The 20,864-nt window shown below is 58.6% G+C and carries 24 protein-coding genes; 8 read left to right on the forward strand and 16 right to left on the reverse strand.

Features of this window, described 5'->3' with window-relative positions; translation table 11 throughout:
• From ACP150_RS19685 to ACP150_RS19695, 3 genes are read right to left on the reverse strand one after another with little or no spacing between them, the layout of a single operon-like run.
• Entirely contained in the window at nt 1–2,241 is a 2,241-nt protein-coding gene (locus tag ACP150_RS19685; protein WP_424968414.1) for a type IV secretory system conjugative DNA transfer family protein, read from the reverse strand.
• Nucleotides 2,234–4,498 (reverse strand): relaxase/mobilization nuclease domain-containing protein, encoded by a 2,265-nt coding sequence (locus tag ACP150_RS19690; RefSeq protein ID WP_424968415.1) that lies wholly within the window; start codon nt 4,496–4,498, stop codon nt 2,234–2,236. Before ACP150_RS19690 ends, ACP150_RS19685 begins: the two co-directional genes overlap by 8 nt.
• Nucleotides 4,485–5,042, reverse strand: coding sequence for a hypothetical protein (locus ACP150_RS19695; protein WP_424968416.1), 558 nt, complete (start codon nt 5,040–5,042; stop codon nt 4,485–4,487). The genes ACP150_RS19690 and ACP150_RS19695 overlap by 14 nt, the downstream gene beginning before the upstream one ends.
• Before the next feature lie 375 nt (nt 5,043–5,417).
• Between ACP150_RS19695 and ACP150_RS19700 the strand changes: the two genes are divergently transcribed.
• From ACP150_RS19700 to ACP150_RS19715, 4 genes are all read left to right on the forward strand, one after another.
• On the forward strand, nt 5,418–5,804 hold the full coding sequence (locus ACP150_RS19700; protein WP_424968417.1) for a hypothetical protein: 387 nt from the start codon (nt 5,418–5,420) through the stop codon (nt 5,802–5,804).
• Nucleotides 5,805–5,829: 25 nt separating this feature from the next.
• A complete protein-coding gene (locus tag ACP150_RS19705) occupies nt 5,830–6,564 on the forward strand; it encodes a ParA family protein (protein ID WP_424968418.1) in 735 nt (244 codons plus the stop codon).
• Nucleotides 6,564–7,190, forward strand: a complete 627-nt coding sequence (locus ACP150_RS19710; protein ID WP_424968419.1) for a hypothetical protein — start codon at nt 6,564–6,566, stop codon at nt 7,188–7,190. The genes ACP150_RS19705 and ACP150_RS19710 overlap by 1 nt, the downstream gene beginning before the upstream one ends.
• A 251-nt stretch (nt 7,191–7,441) precedes the next feature.
• A complete protein-coding gene (locus ACP150_RS19715; protein WP_424968420.1) occupies nt 7,442–7,624 on the forward strand; it encodes a hypothetical protein in 183 nt (60 codons plus the stop codon).
• Nucleotides 7,625–7,731: 107 nt separating this feature from the next.
• Here ACP150_RS19715 and ACP150_RS19720 read toward each other — a convergent pair whose 3' ends face one another.
• The 4 genes from ACP150_RS19720 to ACP150_RS19735 form a co-directional block, all read right to left on the reverse strand.
• Nucleotides 7,732–8,607 carry an ArdC family protein gene (locus ACP150_RS19720; RefSeq protein WP_424968422.1) on the reverse strand — a complete coding sequence of 292 codons (876 nt, stop codon included), beginning with the start codon at nt 8,605–8,607 and terminating at the stop codon, nt 7,732–7,734.
• Nucleotides 8,608–9,072: 465 nt separating this feature from the next.
• Entirely contained in the window at nt 9,073–9,255 is a 183-nt protein-coding gene (locus ACP150_RS19725) for a hypothetical protein (protein ID WP_424968423.1), read from the reverse strand.
• A gap of 76 nt (nt 9,256–9,331) precedes the next feature.
• Entirely contained in the window at nt 9,332–9,679 is a 348-nt protein-coding gene (locus tag ACP150_RS19730) for a single-stranded DNA-binding protein (RefSeq protein WP_424968424.1), read from the reverse strand.
• A gap of 184 nt (nt 9,680–9,863) precedes the next feature.
• Entirely contained in the window at nt 9,864–10,280 is a 417-nt protein-coding gene (locus ACP150_RS19735; protein WP_424968425.1) for a MerR family transcriptional regulator, read from the reverse strand.
• A 70-nt stretch (nt 10,281–10,350) separates the two neighbouring features.
• Here ACP150_RS19735 and ACP150_RS19740 point away from each other — a divergent pair, with 70 nt between their 5' ends.
• The 3 genes from ACP150_RS19740 to ACP150_RS19750 all read left to right on the forward strand — a co-directional run bounded on the left by ACP150_RS19740 (nt 10,351) and on the right by ACP150_RS19750 (nt 12,303).
• Complete coding sequence (locus ACP150_RS19740; protein ID WP_424968426.1) at nt 10,351–11,121, forward strand: transglutaminase-like domain-containing protein; 771 nt, start codon at nt 10,351–10,353, stop codon at nt 11,119–11,121.
• The gene (locus tag ACP150_RS19745; protein WP_424968427.1) at nt 11,121–11,756 is read left to right on the forward strand and encodes a cation transporter; all 636 of its coding nucleotides are present in this window, start codon (nt 11,121–11,123) and stop codon (nt 11,754–11,756) included. The genes ACP150_RS19740 and ACP150_RS19745 overlap by 1 nt, the downstream gene beginning before the upstream one ends.
• Before the next feature lie 163 nt (nt 11,757–11,919).
• A complete protein-coding gene (locus ACP150_RS19750) occupies nt 11,920–12,303 on the forward strand; it encodes a methyltransferase family protein (protein WP_424968428.1) in 384 nt (127 codons plus the stop codon).
• Between the two features lie 43 nt (nt 12,304–12,346).
• Here the strand turns inward: ACP150_RS19750 and ACP150_RS19755 are convergent, their stop codons facing one another.
• The 8 genes from ACP150_RS19755 to ACP150_RS19790 form a co-directional block, all read right to left on the reverse strand.
• Nucleotides 12,347–12,748 carry a type II toxin-antitoxin system VapC family toxin gene (locus ACP150_RS19755; protein ID WP_424968429.1) on the reverse strand — a complete coding sequence of 134 codons (402 nt, stop codon included), beginning with the start codon at nt 12,746–12,748 and terminating at the stop codon, nt 12,347–12,349.
• On the reverse strand, nt 12,745–13,002 hold the full coding sequence (locus ACP150_RS19760) for an AbrB/MazE/SpoVT family DNA-binding domain-containing protein (protein WP_424968430.1): 258 nt from the start codon (nt 13,000–13,002) through the stop codon (nt 12,745–12,747). The genes ACP150_RS19755 and ACP150_RS19760 overlap by 4 nt, the downstream gene beginning before the upstream one ends.
• A 165-nt stretch (nt 13,003–13,167) precedes the next feature.
• Nucleotides 13,168–13,383, reverse strand: coding sequence for a hypothetical protein (locus tag ACP150_RS19765; protein ID WP_424968431.1), 216 nt, complete (start codon nt 13,381–13,383; stop codon nt 13,168–13,170).
• Between the two features lie 574 nt (nt 13,384–13,957).
• A complete protein-coding gene (locus ACP150_RS19770) occupies nt 13,958–14,473 on the reverse strand; it encodes a hypothetical protein (RefSeq protein WP_424968432.1) in 516 nt (171 codons plus the stop codon).
• A 117-nt stretch (nt 14,474–14,590) separates the two neighbouring features.
• Nucleotides 14,591–16,516 (reverse strand): ParB/RepB/Spo0J family partition protein, encoded by a 1,926-nt coding sequence (locus ACP150_RS19775; RefSeq protein WP_424968434.1) that lies wholly within the window; start codon nt 16,514–16,516, stop codon nt 14,591–14,593.
• A gap of 63 nt (nt 16,517–16,579) precedes the next feature.
• On the reverse strand, nt 16,580–16,957 hold the full coding sequence (locus ACP150_RS19780) for a DUF3768 domain-containing protein (RefSeq protein WP_424968436.1): 378 nt from the start codon (nt 16,955–16,957) through the stop codon (nt 16,580–16,582).
• Nucleotides 16,958–17,645: 688 nt separating this feature from the next.
• Nucleotides 17,646–18,692, reverse strand: coding sequence for a replication initiator protein A (locus ACP150_RS19785; RefSeq protein WP_424968437.1), 1,047 nt, complete (start codon nt 18,690–18,692; stop codon nt 17,646–17,648).
• Between the two features lie 142 nt (nt 18,693–18,834).
• Nucleotides 18,835–19,596: a hypothetical protein gene (locus tag ACP150_RS19790; RefSeq protein ID WP_424968438.1), complete on the reverse strand. Its 762-nt coding sequence runs from the start codon at nt 19,594–19,596 to the stop codon at nt 18,835–18,837.
• A 430-nt stretch (nt 19,597–20,026) separates the two neighbouring features.
• Between ACP150_RS19790 and ACP150_RS19795 the strand changes: the two genes are divergently transcribed.
• Nucleotides 20,027–20,203, forward strand: a complete 177-nt coding sequence (locus tag ACP150_RS19795; RefSeq protein WP_424968439.1) for a hypothetical protein — start codon at nt 20,027–20,029, stop codon at nt 20,201–20,203.
• Between the two features lie 17 nt (nt 20,204–20,220).
• Here ACP150_RS19795 and petA read toward each other — a convergent pair whose 3' ends face one another.
• Entirely contained in the window at nt 20,221–20,778 is a 558-nt protein-coding gene (petA, locus tag ACP150_RS19800) for a ubiquinol-cytochrome c reductase iron-sulfur subunit (protein ID WP_424968440.1), read from the reverse strand.
• Nucleotides 20,779–20,864 lie beyond the last annotated feature (86 nt).

Raw genomic sequence — 20,864 nt, forward strand, 5'->3', positions numbered from 1 at the left:
TCACACCTTGTGTGTGAGCGCCCGTTCTCTGAATTCGGTCTCGATATCCTCACCATCCCGTACACGATGCTTCGTGATTTCGCCGATGTCGACGCCATCCTCAATGCCCTCGCTCACGGGAGATGTATCATCATCACCGTCTGAATCGGTCTCTGCATCGGCCGCAGCCACAATTGCCTTGCGCGACGCTGCGCCCCCGCCCTGACCTGCCGGGTCCTCCGCACCAATTTCCGCAAGTGCAGAGATCGTCGATTGCACGGCAGCTTTGGCGTCTGCTCCGTCACCGGCGATCATGTCCGTCAGCTTGAAACTCTGCTGCACGGTGAGGTCCAACGCAGCCTGATCTGGGGTCAAACCAACTTCGCGAAGCGCCTTCGCACTCTTCTTGCGCCGACTGGTGGCAAGCGTCGTGCCAGTGGACGCCGTGGTTTGTGAGGCCGCAATGCTTGTCTCAACCGGCTTCGACGGTGCTTTGCGGGCAGACCGCGCCATTGCAGCTTCCGGTTTGGCCTCAACGTCTTCCGCGCGGGTTGCCGCCCGTTCCCCCTGCCCCGCCTCAGTCACCTGGACCCGCGGGTCTTCTGCGGGAACCACTTCTGGAAACGGCAGCTCGCCCGACTGTGCTTTGTGAATGCTCTTGAAGAATGGGTCGTCAAAATACCGAATGCGCTTCGCCCGTACCGGCATCTGGGCATCCACGACCATCACGATGTCATCGAGCGACATGCGCCGGGCTTCGTCCTTGGGCAAGAGCGATGTCTCTTCCGTGCGCTCGGACATGCTGCGCCCCTCGAACGGATTGCGGCCGATGGAGCGTGAACGGGTGACCACGCGTTTGGTGGTCATGCCGACCGCGCCACTCAGCTCCTCGACGGTCTTTTCATCGGACGGTGTGAGATAGAGCTTGATCCCGGCATTCCCCTGCAAGGCGCGGCGGGTGTTTTCGCCATAGATTTCGTCGAGCGCCGGGATGGTCTGGGTCACGATCGCGAGGTGACCGCGATAAGACCGCAATGTCTCGATGCTTTCGACCACGATGGGCATCTTTCCGAGCCGATTGAACTCATCGAGCATGATCATGACCGGCCAAGGCTCGTCTGGACCCGGCTCCCGATCCTGCAAGGACGCAATAAGATCGGAAAAAAACAACCGGATCAGCGCCGCCATGGGGCGCACCATGTTCGGGGCCACGACCAGGTAGACCGAGAACGGCTTCTTGCGAATGGTCCGGAAGTCGAAATCCGACGTGGAGGTCGCGGCATCGATGGCCGGGTTGCTCCACTGATCGAGGCCGGAGGTCATCAGGAGCGAGATATAGGAGGTCAGCGTGTCATTGTTCGTTGAGGCCATCCGCTCAAAGATCAGCTTGGCCGCCGTGTTCTGCACCTCGTCACGCCGCTTCATGAACTCCTTGCGCTTGTCCCCACCGGACGCCGTGATGCGGTAGATTTCGCCGAGTGTGGGGCGCTTACGCTCGAATGCGAGCAGGCCCGCCGCAACAAAGAGATCGATCCCGCCTTTGAGCAGGCCGGACGTTCGATCGTTATCCGTTTGCAGAAAGAGCGTTGCGAGGAGTTGCAGTTCCATTTGCTGCTGGTTGGGATCGCGGAGGCCGGCGATCCGCAGGAGCGGGTTGTAGCGATGCGACCGGCGGTCGTTCCAGTCCGTGGGGGCGAAACGATAGACATCATCCCCCTCTGCCGCCCGGTGTCGGGCCGTCGCCTCGAAATTCTCGCCCTTCACGTCGAGAACAACAGCGCTGCCGCGGAATGTCAGCAGGTTCGGGATCACGAAGCCGGTCGTCTTCCCGCGCCCAGTCGGGGCCACGCACAGCACATGAGGATAGACGCTCGAGGACAGATACCGGCCCCGCCGCCTGGGCGAGGTCATCTTGCCGAGGATGAACCCGCTGCCCGGTGCCGCGAAGAAGCCGTTGCGCTTCAACTCCCCGGACCGTTGCCAATGGGTCTTGCCGAACTTCGTCAATGCGGTGCCGGACAGGACCGCACTCAGGAGCATGCCCGCAAAGGCCGTACCGCCAATGATGAGATTGGCCAGTTGAAAATCATCGGGACGCACCTGACGGAGGCTCAGGTAATTCCTGGCGAGCCAGAGAAAATCGATCTCCGCGCGCAATCCAAGGTCGCGAAACGACAGGAACGCACTCGCAAAGACATATCCGAACCCCGCACTGAGAAGGGTCAGGAGGAGAATGCCGAGCGCGATTCGACCCCTATCCATGGGTCTGCCCTTTCTCGGTATGGCTTTGCAGGCTCTTCAGGCGCTGCGCGTCATATTCCTCTTCGGCAATTTCCGAGACCACCTCGCGCACGGCATCACTGTTTGCGGTCGCCTCATCCGACTGCAGGTAGGCTTTTGCGGCGTAGAGCCGGTCCAGCCGGTTGTCGATCACCTGGTCGAGCGCATTGGCATCCCCTGCGCGCAAGGCGGCGATCCTGTCATCGTCAAGAAGGCTCTCGACTTCCGCGCGATAGGCCGCCCTGCCATCTTCATCGGCAAAGGGTGGATTGATCTTGTCTATACGTTCATGGGCAACGACGCCTGCAAGAACTAAGTTATCCCGCAATCTGTGGGTGGCTTTCGCAACCGCGTGTCGATCATCCGTTGTGACCTCGCCGCGCCTGGCGGCAAATGTGGCCGCATAGGTTGCTCCGAGACCGCGCGCCAGATGCTCCGGCATGTCCGGATATCGTGTGCGTACATCGTTCGCGACGGCCTCGTCGATCTGCAAGGGCCCATCGGACCGCGACAGGATGCGATCAATCTCGGAATCGATCCGGTCCGCCCGCTCCTCGTCAATGATGCGAACGTTGAACGGATTACGCGCATCGATCACATCGCTTGGCCGTGCCGGCAGATCAGGATGTCGCCGCAGAAAGGCTCGCTGCTCCATCTCGAGGCGGACCTCAACACGGATAGTGATTTCATCCGCGCGCTCGGCAATGTCTTTTTCGGAAAGCCCCTGCCCGCGCATGTCTTGCCGCATCGCGCGCGCAGCATCATCCACGCTTTCTGCATCGTAATGCATGTCTGGGGTACGGTCGTCTTCGATGACACCATCACGGCGCAGCACTTCCGCACGCTCCAGGGCTGTCCCGAGGGCGACATGCACCTTGTCGAGCTTGCCGACGGCGACCTTCAGGTCCTCGCTGCGCTCGAGATTGAGGTTCTGCGCCTCCGCGATTTTCTCAAGATCGTCAGCATACCATTCCCGTTCCAGAGCCGCCGTATCGGCCCCCTGCTCGATACGCGCCACAACCGTTTCCGAGGAAATCCCGGTCCCGCGTAAGGCAGTGTCAATCTGCGCCCTAGTGCGCCCTTCCCGCAGCTTCTCCAACAGGCCCGCGTTGATGTTGGCCTCAGAATAGATGCCAGTCTCGGTCGGTCGCTCTGTCAGCGTGCCTGAGCGCAATCCGAGCGGCTGCATATGTGCAACGGGTCTGAGGGCTGCCACCATCTGCTTTTGCAGCGCCGGGCGGTCAGCCTCTGGTGCCTCCCGGATCAGAGCTGCAACACGGTTCATCTCATCGGCAAAGCGACTGTTCAGATCGTCGAAACTCTGGTCCTGGCTCATATAGATGTCTCCAGTTTGCGGGAGTTTGCCCTGCCGCGCGAGAAGCGTGCTGGCCTTGAGCAAGGCGTCCTCGATGTCTGCGCGATTCTCAGGCGACGCCTCGGCCGCGAGCGATCGATACACCTGAGCATTGCCCGCGATCTCACCGAGGGCGCGGTCAAGATCCTCTCCGACCCGTTCCCGCTGGCGAACCGCCCGCCCCTCCTCTTTCGCCGCATAGACCTCGCGGGTGCGGGGTGGATAATGGGATTCACCGCGATCGACGCGCCGGGTCGCCTCGAGACGAACCCCGTACTTCTCCGCGTCTTCGACCATCGCAAGACGGAAGGCGTCGTAGTTGAAGTGATGATCTCGTCCGAGATAGAAGAACTCGCCTTCCTGCGACCGGCGATTGAGAACCACATGGGCATGTGGATGGTCACGGTCTTGGTGAACCGCGATCAGGTAGTCGAAGTTGCGGTCTGCATTCTGGAAGAAGCGCTCGCAGACATCACTAGCAATGTCGCGGACATGGGTGGCCTTGGTGCCGCGTGGAAACGACATCAAAAGGTGACTGGTATGTCCGAGCTTGGGGTTGAACCCCTCATCCCACCGCGACGTGAACCGCTTGACCACCGAAGTGATCTCCTCCCCCGAGAGCCGCGACTTCCCATCATGGACGCCCCGGCTGTCAACAATGTGGGAAGACTTCGTTGTCAAATAGGTCAGCTGGTTCTGGAGCTGGGCCTTGGTGTGTGTGCCGCCTGTGCGGATCGGTTTGAAGACGGCGGCCCGGTGGCCATAAGCCGCGCGCACCATCTGCGCCCGCCGTGTCCCCAGACCTTGCATCGACCCCCTGATGCGGCTCCAGCCCTCGCGAAAGATTTCCCCGGTGACGAGTGTGACGGCATCACTCCTGGACATCTGCGAAGCCCTTCAATGCGCTGTGGGCTTCAAGCGTCACATTGCTCACCCGCCGCCGCGCGAGCGCATCGACCTCGTCCGCGAAGTCGAGAACGAACCCGGACAGGAGCCGCAGTTGCGTGAGGCTGCGCTCGCCGAAGACCGGCGCGATCCCTTTCGCGCGTGCCTCGTTCAGGCGCTTGGCAATCTGGGTCACGTTGTTGCCCACGCGATTGAGCGCCGCGCGGAACAACTTGAGCTCCTCGGCGAGATGTTGGTCGGGTTGAAAGACGCCGTTTGCCGACTGGATGAGAAGGCGAACACCCGCAGACCGACTGGACACTCCGTGCCGCGCGAGCACCTCGTCGAAGCCTTGCAACTCCTCTGGCGTGAGCGTGACACTGACCTGCTTTGTGCGAATGCGCGTATCCCGACATCGGTCTTTTTCAGTCCGAAGCGTGTAATAGATCGTGCGCTCACTGACCCCGAACTGCACAGCCAAATTCGCGTGCGTCACACCCTTCTGGCGTTCGCGAACGATCTCCTGACGCTCTTCGGGGGTCAATCTGCGCCGTGACACCATACTGCAAATACACTCCCTATTTCCTGCCAGTCTCATACAGGCCATCTGGAGTGTCTGATATTATAGTATTGCAGTCAATAAATACTCTTTATCGAACCACGACAGGATGGCCTGTATTCCGTTTCAAGCCGAACGCGTCCGCGTGAGGCTCTTCCTTTTTGTCGTCAGGGTCTCGCTTTCCCGGAACACGAGTTTGGAAAAAATCGCGTACTGAGCGGCCTAAGCGCGATTTGGCACCCGTACCCTATCAAAACCTCTTCATCGGCTTGTAGCCCCTCTCTGGCGCCCGCTACGCGCTGCTTGAACGGAAGCGATCGGTTTTAACCTCCGGTTTAGGCCAGGATTCTGGCGAATATGATGGCACATGTGATCTGTGATATCGCATATGCATTATTAGTTATGGCAAATCACATATCGCGCGTGGCGGCGGCGATGTCTCGCCGAAATGCGCGATGCGAGCCCACAACCACCTCCCGGGACCGCTTCGGTGCGCCAGGCAACATCAGAAACCGCACTTTTCCGGCTCATGGCAAATCACATATGCAGTATCAGAGCTGCAACATCGGATATGCAAACACAAAAAACGCCAAGACGGCCATTCAAAATCGGAAATCCAATATCACACATCATGCCTCAGACATCCGCTATGCCACATCAAGTATCATTTATGGCAAATGCAACATGCAGCATCAGTTATCCTTGATGCAACATCCTCTCTGGCATATACCGTATCCAAAATCATAAAAACGACCCTTGAGGATACAGGATCATGCCCAACGAGCAGTTGAAGGTCATCGCGATCATGACCCGAAAAGGCGGTGCGGGAAAGACAGCGCTCGCACGCGCCTTGATGAGCGCCATCATCGCTGACGGGAAACGGTGCATCGCCATCGATGCCGACCCGCAGCAAGCACTCTTCCGCTGGTGGGAGAGCGTCACCACCGAAAACCCGGATGTCGCATCGACGGCCCCAGGACTTAGGGTCCTCGGCATCGAAAGTCCCTCCGACCTCGAAGCGATCATCGACGACGCCTATGAAAACGACACGGCCGACTTCGTAATCATCGACACGATGGGGGCAGGGGGCCAATGGGCCGACGAGTTGGCCGTCCACAGCGATCACATCGTCTTGCCGATGATGCTGTCGGACACCGATATGCGGATCGCCACCGACACCTACAATTGGTACCAGGGCCTCTTTGAGCGCGCCGAAGACCCCTCAGTCCTCCCGAAACTCACGGTCGTGCTCTCCCGCGTCGACAAGAACCCATCAAACGCCATGCGCGCCATGGCGCGTGAAGCCAATGCAAAGTTCCCGGTCATCGAGGAGCTCTTCATGGATCGCAAGCAACATGCCGATGTCGATCGCGAGGGCCTCTTCCACCAGATTTCGAAATGGCGAACCGAAGACCCCAACCCGCTGATGCGCACCCATGCCCGCCTCTACGACGAGGCTCTCGATGAGGCGCGTGAAATCCTCTCACTGGTACTGGAGGCTGAATAATGGCGCGCAAGAAAATCACCTCACTCCTCGGCGACGACCCGGTGTATAGCAAACAGTTCGGAGACAAGCCGAAACCCACCGAACCCACTCCCAAACCAGAACCAGCTCAGGAGGCGAAGCCTGCAGCTGCTCCAACCGCAGACCCAAAACCAGCTGCCGAGAAACAGGCCCCAAGCCCGGAGCCGCCAGCCAAACCAGCAAGCGTTGCAAACAAGACCAAGTCCAAGACGAAGCCTGCACCGAAACCAAAGGCGCCGAAGAAGCCCGAGACCCGCGCCGTACATGTTCGCGCCGCCCCGAAAAAGGACCATGGCCCAGGATTGGACGCTCTGGAAGCCGCCGGCCTGCCGGCCTCGGATGTTGTGCGCCTTGCCGGCAAGCGCGCCATCGACAAGTTCGAACTCAAACCGAAATACGTCGCTCCGGATGACGCCGAGCGTCTTCCGAGCAATATGAGCTTTCGGACCATGAAGACACTCGACGCCCAGGTCCTCGACAAGCTGCGGGATCAGGCCGATCCGCTCCGCCTGCGCTCGGACGCAGCTGTTATCCAGGGCCAGTTGGAACCTGTGTTCTGGTCGGAACTCACAAGCCTCATCAAGGAACTGCGCAAGCAGTATTCTTGAAGGCGCGGCATCGCCGCGCCGCGATTTTTGTCTAGAGGGGGAAGGAGTTTCGGCTTCCTTCCCCCTGAAACAAAATAGACAAGACCGTGTTGTCGGCTGCGCCTCCGCCCGCACCACTCTTGTCGATTTGGTTTCACCCCCATCCTCTCAAGCTCCGCGCATACTCGCGGGTAAGCAGCAGCTTACCCTGTCACGATTTGTGATGCGGGGAAAGAAAACACTACCTGTGCAATGAACCTTGAGAGACAGCGATGCCGGACAGCAGAAGATCTGAAGCGCACCCCATCAAGAAGATCATCGATCAGGAAACCGGCGCGCATGTCGGCTGGCTCTATGAATGGAACACCGGCGACCTCGAGCCGATGTGGTGCAACGGTCCCAAAACCGATGTGCGATACGAGGACATACCGCCGGAAGAGATGCCACACGGGTAGGATCATCGCCCAAAGGGCTCGGCGCGAAGCGACAGGCGGGCCAGGGGGCGGCAGCGCTGCCTGCTGCCGCGTCACCTCCAATGGGAAACGTATAAACGAGGGGCCGCCTAAGCTGCCTGCCCGTACCTCTCAACTTGCGCATTGATGAAATCCACCGCTTTCTGCGCTTCGGCCGCGGCCTTGAAGATCAGCCCTTTGTCCGATTTCAGCGCTTGCAACCATCCTTCGATGTAAGCGGCGCTTTGATCGAAGGCGGGCGCGACCCCCAGCTGAACAGCCAGAAAACACGCGCCGATCTCTGCGACCAGCTCCTCGAACGCGTATCCGGCGCGGTCCTCGAAACGCTTGATCCGGTCGAGCCGCGATGCACTCCCGGTCCAGTGAACGGTCTCATGTCCCAAAGTGCCGTAATACCCGCTCGCATCGAAGAAGGTGCCAATCGGGGGCATGTGAATATGGTCCGGACCCGGTGCGTAGTAGGCCTTCGGCGTCTCGCTGGTGACAACTGTCGCGCCCGTTGCGGCAAAGAATGCCTCCAGCTCAGGTACTGGTTCGGTGCCAAGATCAAGGGGCGGGGCAGGGCGGACGTAGTAGTCTTCCGGCAAACCCTCGATCTGATCGGCATTGAAGACATTGTTGCACTTGGCGTAGCGGCCGGTTTGCGGCTCATTCTCGCCGTCGATCTCTTTCTCGAAGGTTCCATAGAAAACCGATCGCGTGGCCTTCTCGCCTTTGCGCACACACGCCCCGAGCGCGAGGGCTTGCCGATAGGTCATCCAGCGGGCCGACGCATAGCCTCTGATGTGAGACGTGGCCCAAAGCATCAGGACATTCACCCCCCGATAGGCGGTGCCATCATGTCGCAAAGGCAGGGCGGCTCCAGTTGCGTCGCCCGTCCACGGTTTCCGCCACGGCGGCGTACCCTTCTCCATTTCGGAGATGATCGTGTCTGTCACATGCTGCTTGATGTCGATCTTGGCCATGTCTATCGCTCCTCATCCTGAATGCGGCTTTCAGGCACCGCGCCCGTCGCGGCTGTCCTGCAAATCTGCTCACGGCGAGTGCGGAGGGGGCGAGACCAGATCGAAAATGGGGAGGGGGATCGCCCGGCATCGCAGCGCGGCAGAGCCGGGACCGATGTTGGGGAGACCCTATTTTTGCGTCTGGTCCGAGGGGGAGGCCGCGCCTCCCCCTGAAACTATTTGGATCGGTCAATTTGTAAGAAGGGGCCAAACCTTCGGCAGCCCTGGGAGACCTACAGGTCAAACCTGGCAAACTGAGTCTCTTAGAATCCAAAGGCGGGCCGGAGCCCGCCAATGAACAGACGGTTAGACCATCCGCTTACTGGCGAAAATGCACCTCGAAACCCAAGAAATCTCAATCAGGTGCTGGCTCTCGTCATGTCACCCGGAACACGAAGCGGCAGGCGACTGACTGCGAGAAGACCCTCACAACCCGGACAGTCGACGCGCGTCTTTCTTGATATCTGTTATGGATTTGGTCGAGAGTATTCCATCGCGCGCCTGCTGGATGCGCGGAGCGAGGAACCGGGACAGGCTTTCGAAATCCGCGGCCTGGTCTTCGCTATCCGCATTCGTTCTCAAGCGGTCTTTATCTGTGTCACCCGGCATGACTCAAACCTAGCTTTGGAACTTTGCAAAATCCAGATCGCAGGTTGCGATAGGGTTGGAGGCTTGAGCTTGGCGACTACGCAGCGGCGCGGTCCATCGACTTCTTCACAGCGAGCGTGAGATTGTCGAAGTCCTCGGCGGCCATGGTCACACCGTATTCAGTCCCGCCATCCTGGTTTTCCCATTGCGACTGGCGAAGTGTCCCACGGGCATTCACCAGATCGCCGGGAGCGACATTCTCGAGCGCCCATTTCATCACGTTCGGATTGAAGATCGTCACTTCGTTCCAGTAGGGATTCGCCTGGAAATCGCCCCGATCATCCTTGCGCCCGTACTCGGCAGCAATCGTGATCCGCACGGTCTTGCCAACTTCCTTGACCTTGCCGACGCGACCGAGAATCTGGAACTCTGCGAATGTGCGCATGACTGTCTCCGCTATTCTATGTCATGGCCAGACCAAGGCCATCGATCTCACAATATTATAATATTGCGAGCCTCGCAATCTTTTGGCTCCGCTAAGGCGGAACTTCGCCAATGAAAGAACAGTATCAGTTATGCAGGACAAACCTGCGACCTGACGCCATATAACAGCGATCCACCCTGGGGTCTCAGTGCTCACGTTCGCAAAGGTCGTGGTCAGCCAGAGACGCAAGTACATAGCAGTCTTCGGACAGTCTGTCGCCATCACAGCCCTTGGAGATTCGCGCCAACTCTTTCTCAAGTGCACGGAGGCGTTTGATCTTCGCTCGGACATCCGAAAGCTGTGCCGACGCGATATCGGTAGCTTCCGCACATGACCGATCCGGGTGCCCCTGTAATTCGATCAGGGCAGCAATCGCCTCAATCGAGAAGCCGAGATCACGGGCATGTTTGATGAAGCTCAGGCGTTCCAGTCCTGCCGCATCATACCGGCGCTGATTGCCTTCCGTCCGTTCCGGGGCGTCCAAAAGCCCGGACTCTTCGTAGTAGCGGATCGTCGGAACCTTGACGTTGGTGCGCCGCGATAATTCGCCAATGGAAAACATGAAAATACCTCTTGAACCTCTAGTCACTAGAGATCGTATATGAGTTAGGACGCAGAAGCTAGAGAACACCATGTCCCAGAGATACCTCGCCGAAACCCCAATCCTCGATTTTCGATCCGGCGCTATCCAAGCAATAATTGCCGAGCGCGGGTGGGTCTCTCTTGAACCCGCCGCGCGCATCGGTGCCGCCTATGATTTTGTCCGAAACGATATCTTGTTTGGGTACAACAGTGACGATGCGATCCCGGCCTCCAGTGTTCTGGCGGATGGGTACGGGCAGTGCAACACCAAGGGGACACTTCTGATGGCCCTGCTCAGGGCGTTGGAAATTCCGTGCCGGTTTCATGGCTTTACCATCGACAAGGGCTTGCAGCGTGGCGTCGTACCGGAGGTGGTCTACCCGCTTGCCCCCCGAAGCATCATTCATTCGTGGGTGGAAGTTCTGATTGACGGCAAGTGGGTAAATCTCGAAGGGTTTATCCTCGATCAAGGCGTTCTTGGAGCGCTTCAGGAGACCTTCCCGGAACGTTCGTCGCTCTGTGCCTATGGCGCGGGGACGGATTGCCTTCAGGACCCGTCAGTCGAGTGGTCTGGCCAAAGCACATACATCCAGAAGACAGGTATCAACCATGACTTCGGTGTCTTTGACACTCCGGATGATTTCTACACGGAGCACCGGCAGCTTTCCGGGTTGCGCGGGCTATTCTATCGCTCTGTCATACGGCACTGGATGAACCGGCGCGTGGCGCGGATCAGGCAAGGCCATGTGCCAACCATCCCTGGTGGCGGGGACAACCTCCTTCCAAAACAGGCATCGATCATTCTGAAGGAGGCCGTGTGATGTCAGGATGTTGTGGACACGACGCCAAGTTCGACGGCGTATCAGATGACTACAAAAGGCGGCTTTGGATCGTCATAGCGCTGAACGCGACGATGTTCGTCGTTGAGATGACCGCCGGTCACTACGCGAAGTCGCAAGCGCTTCAGGCCGATGCTTTGGATTTTCTGGGGGACGCGCTGACTTACGGCATTTCGCTTGCGGTGATCGGGGCTTCGATCCGGGCGCGTACCAATGCAGCCCTGGCAAAGGGGGTGAGCCTGCTCCTGATGGGTCTGTGGGTGTTTGGATCGACCGTTTACCGTGTTTTCTATGTCGGCGTGCCCGAAGCGGAGATCATGGGCATCGTCGGCTTCTTCGCTCTGCTGACCAATCTTGCAAGTGTCCTTTTGCTGGTGCGTTACAAGGACGGTGACGCCAATGTCCGCTCGGTCTGGCTCTGCTCCCGCAATGACGCAATCGGAAATGTGGCCGTGATGTTCGCAGCCCTGGGCGTCTGGGGTACGGCGACCGGCTGGCCCGACCTGATCGTCGCATCCGTCATGGCGACTCTGTTCCTATCGTCTTCCTTCCAGATCGTTCGACAAGCATTGGCTGAACGTCGCGAAGCCACGACGCATAACCACGCCGACGCATGATGGAAACGGGAATCACAATCGTGGGACTAGGGATCGCGTTGTCCACGCTCGCTGCGATCCTTGGTCCATAGCACGACCCTCGCAACGGTTATGGCCGCCCATCAGGTATACGCCTCTTACGCCGCTTCTCGTCTGGATACCTACCTTCGTACTCTTTGGAACCTTGGTCGCGCTCGGTGTTTTGGGATGGGGCGATTTGGCCTTGTCAGGGTGGTTCCGCTTTGGAGCTGGCATTCCCCTGATCTTGATCGGAAACATTGTGGTTTGGAGCGCGGTCGCTGGTTTTGGCGTTCACAAGACAGGTGGTGCCGTAGGCACATTACAGACTGGCGGCCTCTATCGTTTCTCGCGCAACCCTCAGCATGTAGCGGACATCGCCATGGTACTGGGATGGATGGTCCTTACAGCCGCGCCCTTGGCGATGTTAGTTGGTACTTCTGCGATCATCGTTCTAGCGGCTGCGCCATTTTCCGAAGAACCGTGGCTGCGCTCGCAGTATGGTTCCGACTTCGATCAATATGTTGCGCAGGTGAGACGGTTTCTCTGAAAATCCGGACCATCGAAACCTCTTTGCAGCCTAGCCAGCGGCCTTATTCTGGGCAGATCAGCTCCAGGGACGGAAAATAGATCCGGTACCGCCGCGCATACCGCGTGAGCAGCGGCAAAGACAGCACCGTCGCATGCGCACCGATGAAAAAATCAGGCAGGACGTTCTGCTTCGTCCCCTTGGACCGCCGATAGGCGCAGAAGGCTTTTCCAGCCAGGAACAGGGCATCTCTTGGCATCATTTCGTGGCGGAGCCCGGCGGCCTCGATGAACGCATCGAGCCGTTCCTTTTCACGATAGCCAACAGAGAGCTCGGCATAGACACTGTCATTGATGAGAAGATCGCCTCGCAGCGCGGCGGCTTCCAATTGCGCAATGGACCATTCAGCGAAGGTCTCGTCATCCGTCACAACATCAAGAAGGACATTCGTGTCGACGAAGATCACCCGTCGCCCCGCGTCAGCGCCATGATCTCATCGGTGCTGAGCTCTGTTCTCGCATGGCCGCGAAGGGCACCAAAGCGCGAGACCGGCGCAGTCATGTCTTCCGGAACAATCTCGACCCGGCCATCCTTCGTACGATTGAAGGTCACCTTGCTGCCTGCCTTGAGCCCCAGAAAGTCGCGAACGGCTTTCGGGATCGTGACCTGACCTTTGGATGTGAGCGTCGTTGGCACCTGCGCCTCCAGTAATACCTTCATTCCACCAGGTATTACTTTGCAGGCCGTTTTGCAAGCTCTGATGCCGGTGCTGGACAACAGCGTGCCCTTGCTGACTGTACGCAGCGCGCAACCGGGAAGCCTCGCTCTGGTGTCACGAACCAACGTGAGGGCGGCATCTCTGCCGCCCCTCTGCTCGATATGGACTTATTCCGTGACCTGGCCATCTTCGCCATCCGCCTTGGGCGGGAAGGCGACCAGCTCGGTGACCGCAACCGGAAAGTCGAGCTTGATGGAGAGCACGGTCTCGCCATTCTCGCGGGTGTTCTCGAAGACCGCGCCGACGCGGCGGAAGCTGGTTTGGTCCTTGCCGTCTTTCTTGAAGGTGACGGGAACGGTGAGGGTGAACATCTTGTTGGACATTGTCGATCTCCTTGTTTCGATGCGGGTGACCCGGCGGATCGACGAGGGCAGATCGCGCAAGTGGAAATTCGGAGGCTCCGCCCAAAGGTGGAAACCGCATTTCTGCTTGCCGGAGCGAAGCGACGGGCACGCGAGCGGCCAAGATCCGCAACCCGTAGATCGGAAAGAAACAAGGCAGATCGACACGCCCCAACGGTGTCAGACCGCCCTCATCCCGGAGACATGAGAGACGGGGAACCAACCCCGCAGCCGATATCAAACGCGGTTTTCGACAGCGGCCCGCGCGATGCGCGACACGCACCACCATTTGCGCCACACCCGAGTCATTGCTCGTGATGGGCGTATCGGCCCTCCAAGGCGAGTGGAGATGCGTGCTCAGACGAAATATGGCTAAATGAGGGGGGCAGAGGGCATGCCCAAACGCGATCGACGACATGCAGCCGAGGCGATGGAAACGGCCTGCCCTAGGGATCGTCACCCGCATGGGCGAAGACAGCCTGGCTGGCTTCGTGCGCAGCATAGAGCCCGGTCGGCTCTGCCGAAGGGCCAATTCTTCACCGAAACTGGAAGAGACCTATCGATCCTTGGACAACAGGCCACGCGGGGTAATGGCTGTCAGATTGTCCGGTGTCCGCCGCGTCATCTCCATGCCATCGGACGACACCGCTGCCTCGACAAATTCAGTCTTCTTCAGAACACCGCCATCCGCCTCGACCCAAGTGGTGCTGTCGCCGTCCTCGCGGGTGATCGAGCCGTCATGATTGATGCGGATCGACACACCGCCGACCTTGACGGCAACGGAATGCGCATCCGCGATAATGCCCTCCCAGGCACCGTCAAAATCCCGGCGCAGCACCACCATGTCAGGGCGCAACTTGATCTGCATATCCTGATCGGCATCGCCATCGGCACTTTTGAGCATCAGGAATGTTTCCTGAATGTCCGGATCGGCGTGGATGCTGGCCCGCGCATCCTTTGGGGGCCAGACCTTTGGCGCGCTGCGCTGACGGCCCTCCCGGTCCCGGTGAAACCCGATGTACAGCTGCGCCGATTTCCAGACGCGGGCGGCTTGCGATGCAATCTTTGACATGGTGGTCTCCTGAGCGGGTCGAATCCGCGGCTCTTGGCTCTAATAAGCCGGGAGCCGCGCAAACCGAGGGACTTGGGGAAGCGAGGGCAGGGAGGCGGCCCTCGCGGATGTCCACCTTCAATCGTAATAGTCCGGCACCCAAGCCTCAATCCGGGCCTTCTGTGCCGGTGTGACTCCGAGCAGTTTCTGCTTGGTCTCGTCCGAGAACAGGTCTTCCAGCGTCTTTGCTTTCTCAGCCTTCTTCAACTTGGCGAAGGCTTTGGCCTCCGCACTCGTTGGCGCAAGGTCGAGGAGGTCGCAATAGATGGTCTTCAGCATCGGTCCTGACACGCGCTTGAAGAGGTTCTCCGCCGTGGGCGTCCAGACCTTGCGGATATCGGCCCCTGCTTTCTCAGAGAGAACTCCGTGGAAGATGTCATCCCCGCCTGTCAGCAGTTTCGCTAAGTGTCGGGTCAGTTCCGCAGCGCGATGCTTCGGCCCTTTCTTCTTGAAGCTGGCGAAGGCTTTCTTGAGATCGACGCCCCAAGCGTCTGACGGACTGACACCCGGCTTGCTCAGCCGCTTATCGATCTCGAACCCGGCCTCGACCGAGGGTGTGTTGCTAGGTGTCCCGAGGCTGATATCGAACACGTCACGAAACCCGGTTGCCCCGCTCAACTGGAAGGTCAGCAGATCAAGCAGGAGATCGGGTTGATCCAGCATGGCGTTTTGCAACGCGGCCAGCTTGATCGCGTCCAGATCATCCCGCAGCTTTTGCGAATAGGGGTATTTCGGTGCCTTGTCGGCACCGCTCCCATGCACAGACGCCTGCAACACGCCCGCCGCAATGGCAGGTTTCTTGTCTTCGGGCCGGATCAGCCCGGCCTCGACTTTCAAGCCCCCGCTCTGATCGACATAGACCACGCATCCCGCATGGGCTTTCTGAGCGTCGGTAAAGGCACCCTCCAAAATGACATGGAGGCCCACCAGTTCTTCTTCTCCTTCCGCATTGAGAACGTCATTGTCGGCCATCTCGCAGAGGTTCTCATAGCGCTCCATCTGATCATCGGAGAGAACACCTTCGACGGGATAGACGCGGGCGAACTTACTGTCTTCGATGAAGCTCCAGCCGAGATAGGCCTCGCTGTGCGTCTCCACCCATGCCCAGCCATCGGTGACGCGCACCTGTTCTGCGGCTTCGGCCAATTGCGCGGCAAAGGCTTCATCCAGAATGTCCTGATCCTCGAAGAAGATATCCTCGGAGAAAAGATCGCGCGTGATCTTGCCGCCACCGGCCTCGTAGGCCTCCACACCGACAAACACCGCGCGGCGGTCCGTGGCTTTGGCCGCTTTCGGGTGCAGGAAGTGGTCCAACTGGCTCACATTCGAGAGACGGCCCTCGGCAATGGCCTGCAGCGCCTCGTGCACCAGTTTCTCGTCTTGAGCGGTCGTCATCTTCTGCGCCGCCGAGAGATTGATGGTCTTGGCTTTCAACGCATCAAGGGCTGCATCGGGCAGATTGGCGAGTTTCAAGCGGCCTTTGACATGGGCAACGGTCACACCGAAGGCGCTGGCAATCGCTTCGGCATCTGCATTGGTTGCAGCCATCCGCCCATAAGCCCGGATTTCGTCTGCCGGATCGAGCGCTTCACGGGCCGTGTTTTCCGCATTGGCCCAGAATTCCGCCTGCTCCAGATCAAGTGCCAGAAGGACGGGGATCGAAGTTGCGCCCGCGAAGTCGGGCTCTGTTTCCGCGAGATAGGCCAAGGCCCTGAGACGGCGACCGCCGGACACGATGCCGATCTTGCCGTCATCGTCCTGAATGCCGCCGAGGTTTTGCAGCAGTCCGCAGGTCCTGATGCTGTCTGCCAGCGTCTCCACGTCTTCCTGCGCTACCTCTTGGCGGGGATTGAGATCGTGCAGGTAGAGCTGGTCAAGCGATGCATAGATGATCGCCGCGTCGTACGGGATGGTTAATTGGTTGGTCATATCTTTATCCTTTGATTTCGATTGATGTTGGGTGTGGCGCGGCAGGGGGCATGTGCCCGCCGCCCGCCGTGTCAAACGGGGTGGATCACCTCCTTTCCTGGGGATGTTGGGGCCTGCTCCGAGGACGGGTCAGGCGGCTCAGTATTCGGAGGCGTGAAGGATCGTCAGGACGCGGCGGGTCACAGTGAGGTTGGCCGGATCATCGCTGCCCATGGCGTAGTCGGTGTCGTAGAGATCGATCTTCCAGAAGATGCGATGGCTGTCGCCCGCCATCTCGATATCGAAGGCCCCGAAACTATGGTCGCCGTAAGGATCGTTGTCCTCGGTGAAACTGTCGAAGCCTTGCACCCGCTGCATGATGATCGCCTTGGTTTCGGGCGAGAGGTCGGCCACACCGCGCGTCATCACGATCTGACCGGGCACGGTGAAGTCCGCGCCCCATGTTGTCCGGAAGCGGTCGTTCTGCTCTGCGATCTTGATGGCTTCGGGTGTGGGGGTCTCAGGTGTGGCACACATCGGCTTGCTCCTTGGTATCTGGTTTTGAGAGCAGCCCCTGAGGGGCGTCGTCTCTAAAACCTGACCCACTGGCGAAGTGCCGGAGTGAGCAAAGGCACACCCCAATCGATGGGACGTGGCGCGGCCCGCAGCGCCTGGGGCGCGAGGACACGGGTCCTGTCTATTTGGGTTGCCTGCGCGAGAACCCAGCGGGTTCTAAAGCAACGTCCCCGCAGCGGCGTATCGCGCTCGCGCGAACCCCAAGGGGACCAGGAAAAGTTCACGCATTCTGTGTGTCAGCCTTGGAAACAAGGCGATTCGGTATATCGGGAACATGTTGTGTGGTCTGGAACATGACGGGCTTGGGTCCCGCCAATGGTCTAAAGACGGGCAAACAAGCCAACTTGCATCAAAGTATGGGTGTTTGGGCACCAACGGTCGCGTCAGGCACCTGCTTCTTAGCATTTGCGAGGGGAGTCCTAAGCAGCTGTGGTCAGAGGTCTCTCCCGCTCTGGTTATTTCTGTTAGAAATTTGGTTAGGTTTGTTATGTGGTTAGGGCACTGAAAAGACTCAAGGAAATCAGTCTTCTGGTGTCGTTTGGCGTTCCTGATGTACCGAACATACGTTCCCGATATACCGAGGATGTGTTCCTGTTGTACCGAGTCGGATGTTCCTGATGTACCGAAAGTATGTTCCCAATGTACCGAGTCACCAGATCGGGTTTGCTTCGATGTACTTCTTGGCGAAGGCGCGGAAGGCGGCGTTGGCGCTTTTCACGGGATCGTCCTTTCGTGCAGCCCATTCCCGCCAGGCATCGAGTATATACTGGATGTCGTATTCCGGGTTCGCATGCTTGATCTCGGTCAGAACGGAGTGCGAGACGGTCAGGTCCGACAGATTCGGTACATCGGGAACAGCGAGGTCGTCAAATTTCGGCTGAAATCGCACAAGTGCCTGTTTTCCCTTCGTTTTGAACGGGGTTGACACTTCGGCAGGATCCACGATCTCGACATGGTAATCGGGAATGGTGCCGGCTTCGCAGATTTCGTTGATCCGGAACTTGAACTTGCGCTCGGTATCGATCGACCCGCATTTCTCGGCCAGGCGCTTGATCCCGATATACCATTCCGGCTGACGGCCGACATGCTTGCGGGCCAGCTCGTAAAGGCGCCGCTCAAGACCTTTTGAAAGGCGGAAGTAATCCCGATTGATTGTCAGGACCCGGCGATCCTTGACGATGGCGTTGAACATCCAGCGGTTCATCGTGACCTCAACAGCCCCCATGACGCGCTGACCGTTGCGATTGGTGCGTTCGATCACGCGCCAGTCCTCGATCCAGCCGAAACCGCGCCGCTCGCGTTCGTCGCCGGCGGTGATGTTCGTCAGGATGTTGGTGGAGCGCAGCCGATCCAGCGCGTCGAGAAAGAGCTCATAGGCGCGCTTACCGGAACTGCGGCCCGTCACCTTCAGGAAGTCGTAGGCGGAGAACTTGATCGTACGATCCTGCACGCTGACCGGGGCATCCGCGTCGAACTGCCCGTGTTCGATCCTCTCGTTCACAAGTGATGTGAGATAGATCAGGATATCCTTGTCCCAGATCGTGGCGATTCCCTTGTGCCCTGGCTGAATCTCGATCTTCACCGTGCCGTCGTCAAAGACGAAGGGGGTCATCCGCGGGCGCTTCTGAAGGGAGAAAAACGGGAACTCCATCAGGGCACGCTCGTCTTTGACCGGGGCGTCAGCGAGCTGGTCCAAGAAGAGGTCTACCTGTTTTTCTGACACGATTGTTCCTGAAGTACCGAATCTCTCTTGTTCCCGTTATACCGAGTTTTGTGTTCCTGATGTACCGAATTTTTCAAGATATTGCGGTACGCTATGCGGTTGGCCACAAGAGGCGTCAGTAGTTCACCTGCTCAAAGCCATAGTTTCCTTCGTAATCACGCCAGTCCACGAAGACCGACCGGTGGAATATACCCGGACAATGGTCCCCATACCGCTCGAGTCCCACGTGGGCCTCCGGCAACTGGCTTGGACTGGAGCCGCGAGACCAGTTGAAGTCGCCTTGGGTGCCGTAGGTGCCAATCCGCATCGAGAAGAAGCGATTGCAATCCCCATCACGTCCGCTTTCGCGTTGGCTTGCGTAAGTGACGTTGTACACACGAATGGAACGCACGAAGTTGAACTCAGGACCGCTGATGTCGATGTCAGCGCTTTGAGCCGAATGAGCCAGCGTGAGAGCAAAATCATCGGGGAGCGGCTCAACAGAAGTACCACCTCGCCGGTGAATGGCGGGTAGTTCCAAAGGCCACGTCAATGAAACCGAGCTCTGTGGGACAGATTGTTGTCTCTGGGGTAGGTCAGGTGCGAGTGCCTCGAGGAGAAAGGGCAGGGGCTCTTTCGCGCCAAAAGACTGAAGGCTTGCACCCATCGGACACCGCCAAATCTGAAGGGGCGGCTCAATGGGCCAGGGCGTGATGCGCCGGATGAACTCGGCACGGGCACGCGCGCAAGGTGTCGAGGCCGGCCAACCGCCCGAAAGACACAGGAGGATCGCACAATCGATTTGGTAGCTTTGTGCAGCCACCGGCTGGAGCCCAGGCCCGAGGGTCAATAATCCTGCCAGCGTGGCAATGCGTGCGCTTGCGATCATATTCGGCATGGCTTATCCACAGTGTGATACAATATTATAATATTGATACAGCATCGGCTGGAATGGCAAGCAAAACTTACCGCTAACGGAAATGCCAAATCTGCTTGAGCATGATCTCGCTCAGATTCCCGAGACTGGAGGGTCTTGGGCAAAGATGTATGGTCACGTATACGTCGAGATTGTAATTATGAGTTTTCGAACGACAGCGATACGCATGCGTGACTATTCCGTGGCGCACAGCGCGAAAACTGGAGGCACTGACATGAGATTTTACGCTTGTGACCACCTCCATAGTGAGATGCCACACGCGTTTGAATGGCCATAACTCGCCTGTTCAGACGACCCACAAGACCATCAAAATACAACAACGACCGGCCGTGCTGCATCGCATAACCATTGGCGAGGTTTCCGAGGCCAGTCTTTTGATTTGGGAAATGGCATGCTTGAAGATGATGGGGATGAAGCTCGTGCGACCGACCGTATCGTTGACGCTCAATCGGGAGAAATAGTTGGCCTAGTTTATGAGTGGCGTGATGGAGTTAAGCAGCCATTATGGTTCGATGGTCAGAAGCTCGACGTAGTCTTCGTCGTTTTGGCGGAACAAATTGCCAAATGAAATATTGTTGGCGACTTCTATCCAAGGGTCAGGACCAAGTCTTCCGAAAGAGACAACGGCGGGATATGCAAGTTCTCCGGCGCGGGCCCTTTGCGGATACGCCCCGCGGTATCGTAATGCGACCCGTGGCACGGACAGAACCATCCCCCGAAATCACCTGCACCATCGCCTAGCGGGACACATCCCAAATGCGTGCAGACACCGATCATCACGAGATAGGCGTCATGGCCCGGAATGGCGCGGTTCTCATCCAGGGCTGTGGCCTCGCCGGGAAGATTGGGATTGCGCGCATCGGTGTCTGGCAAGGCAGAGACCGCCTCTTCACGCGCCTGGGCCATCTCAGCTTGCGTTCGGTGGCGGATGAAGACGGGCTTCCCGCGCCAATTGACGGTCAGTTGCGTGCCTTCCGCGAGCCCGGAAATATCCACCGAAATCGTCGCCAGGGCGCGCACATCCGCCGAAGGGTTCATCTGATTGATCAGCGGCCAGAGCGCCGCACCGGAGGCGACCAGGCCCGCGCCAGCAGTGGCAAAATACAGGAAATCCCTGCGTTGAGTGTCATCAGACGCATCCATATCATATCGACTGTGCAACCTTCCTGCGCCGGAAGGTCAACGCGGGTTTTGTAACGTTTTGTCTGCCAACCAGGGGCTGTCGCAGA

The organism is Dinoroseobacter sp. S375 (assembly GCF_049800775.1).
Classification (GTDB): Bacteria; Pseudomonadota; Alphaproteobacteria; order Rhodobacterales; family Rhodobacteraceae; genus Dinoroseobacter.

Bases quoted from the DNA above. Each gene is read 5' to 3' on its own strand.
- ACP150_RS19685 (WP_424968414.1), bottom strand. From the start codon at position 2,241: ATGGATAGGGGTCGAATCGCGCTCGGCATTCTCCTCCTGACCCTTCTC.
- ACP150_RS19690 (WP_424968415.1), bottom strand. From the start codon at position 4,498: ATGTCCAGGAGTGATGCCGTCACACTCGTCACCGGGGAAATCTTTCGC.
- ACP150_RS19700 (WP_424968417.1), top strand. From the start codon at position 5,418: ATGGCACATGTGATCTGTGATATCGCATATGCATTATTAGTTATGGCA.
- ACP150_RS19705 (WP_424968418.1), top strand. From the start codon at position 5,830: ATGCCCAACGAGCAGTTGAAGGTCATCGCGATCATGACCCGAAAAGGC.
- ACP150_RS19710 (WP_424968419.1), top strand. From the start codon at position 6,564: ATGGCGCGCAAGAAAATCACCTCACTCCTCGGCGACGACCCGGTGTAT.
- ACP150_RS19715 (WP_424968420.1), top strand. From the start codon at position 7,442: ATGCCGGACAGCAGAAGATCTGAAGCGCACCCCATCAAGAAGATCATC.
- ACP150_RS19720 (WP_424968422.1), bottom strand. From the start codon at position 8,607: ATGGCCAAGATCGACATCAAGCAGCATGTGACAGACACGATCATCTCC.
- ACP150_RS19725 (WP_424968423.1), bottom strand. From the start codon at position 9,255: ATGCCGGGTGACACAGATAAAGACCGCTTGAGAACGAATGCGGATAGC.
- ACP150_RS19730 (WP_424968424.1), bottom strand. From the start codon at position 9,679: ATGCGCACATTCGCAGAGTTCCAGATTCTCGGTCGCGTCGGCAAGGTC.
- ACP150_RS19735 (WP_424968425.1), bottom strand. From the start codon at position 10,280: ATGTTTTCCATTGGCGAATTATCGCGGCGCACCAACGTCAAGGTTCCG.
- ACP150_RS19740 (WP_424968426.1), top strand. From the start codon at position 10,351: ATGTCCCAGAGATACCTCGCCGAAACCCCAATCCTCGATTTTCGATCC.
- ACP150_RS19745 (WP_424968427.1), top strand. From the start codon at position 11,121: ATGTCAGGATGTTGTGGACACGACGCCAAGTTCGACGGCGTATCAGAT.
- ACP150_RS19760 (WP_424968430.1), bottom strand. From the start codon at position 13,002: ATGAAGGTATTACTGGAGGCGCAGGTGCCAACGACGCTCACATCCAAA.
- ACP150_RS19765 (WP_424968431.1), bottom strand. From the start codon at position 13,383: ATGTCCAACAAGATGTTCACCCTCACCGTTCCCGTCACCTTCAAGAAA.
- ACP150_RS19770 (WP_424968432.1), bottom strand. From the start codon at position 14,473: ATGTCAAAGATTGCATCGCAAGCCGCCCGCGTCTGGAAATCGGCGCAG.
- ACP150_RS19780 (WP_424968436.1), bottom strand. From the start codon at position 16,957: ATGTGTGCCACACCTGAGACCCCCACACCCGAAGCCATCAAGATCGCA.
- ACP150_RS19790 (WP_424968438.1), bottom strand. From the start codon at position 19,596: ATGCCGAATATGATCGCAAGCGCACGCATTGCCACGCTGGCAGGATTA.
- ACP150_RS19795 (WP_424968439.1), top strand. From the start codon at position 20,027: ATGCTTGAAGATGATGGGGATGAAGCTCGTGCGACCGACCGTATCGTT.
- petA (WP_424968440.1), bottom strand. From the start codon at position 20,778: ATGGATGCGTCTGATGACACTCAACGCAGGGATTTCCTGTATTTTGCC.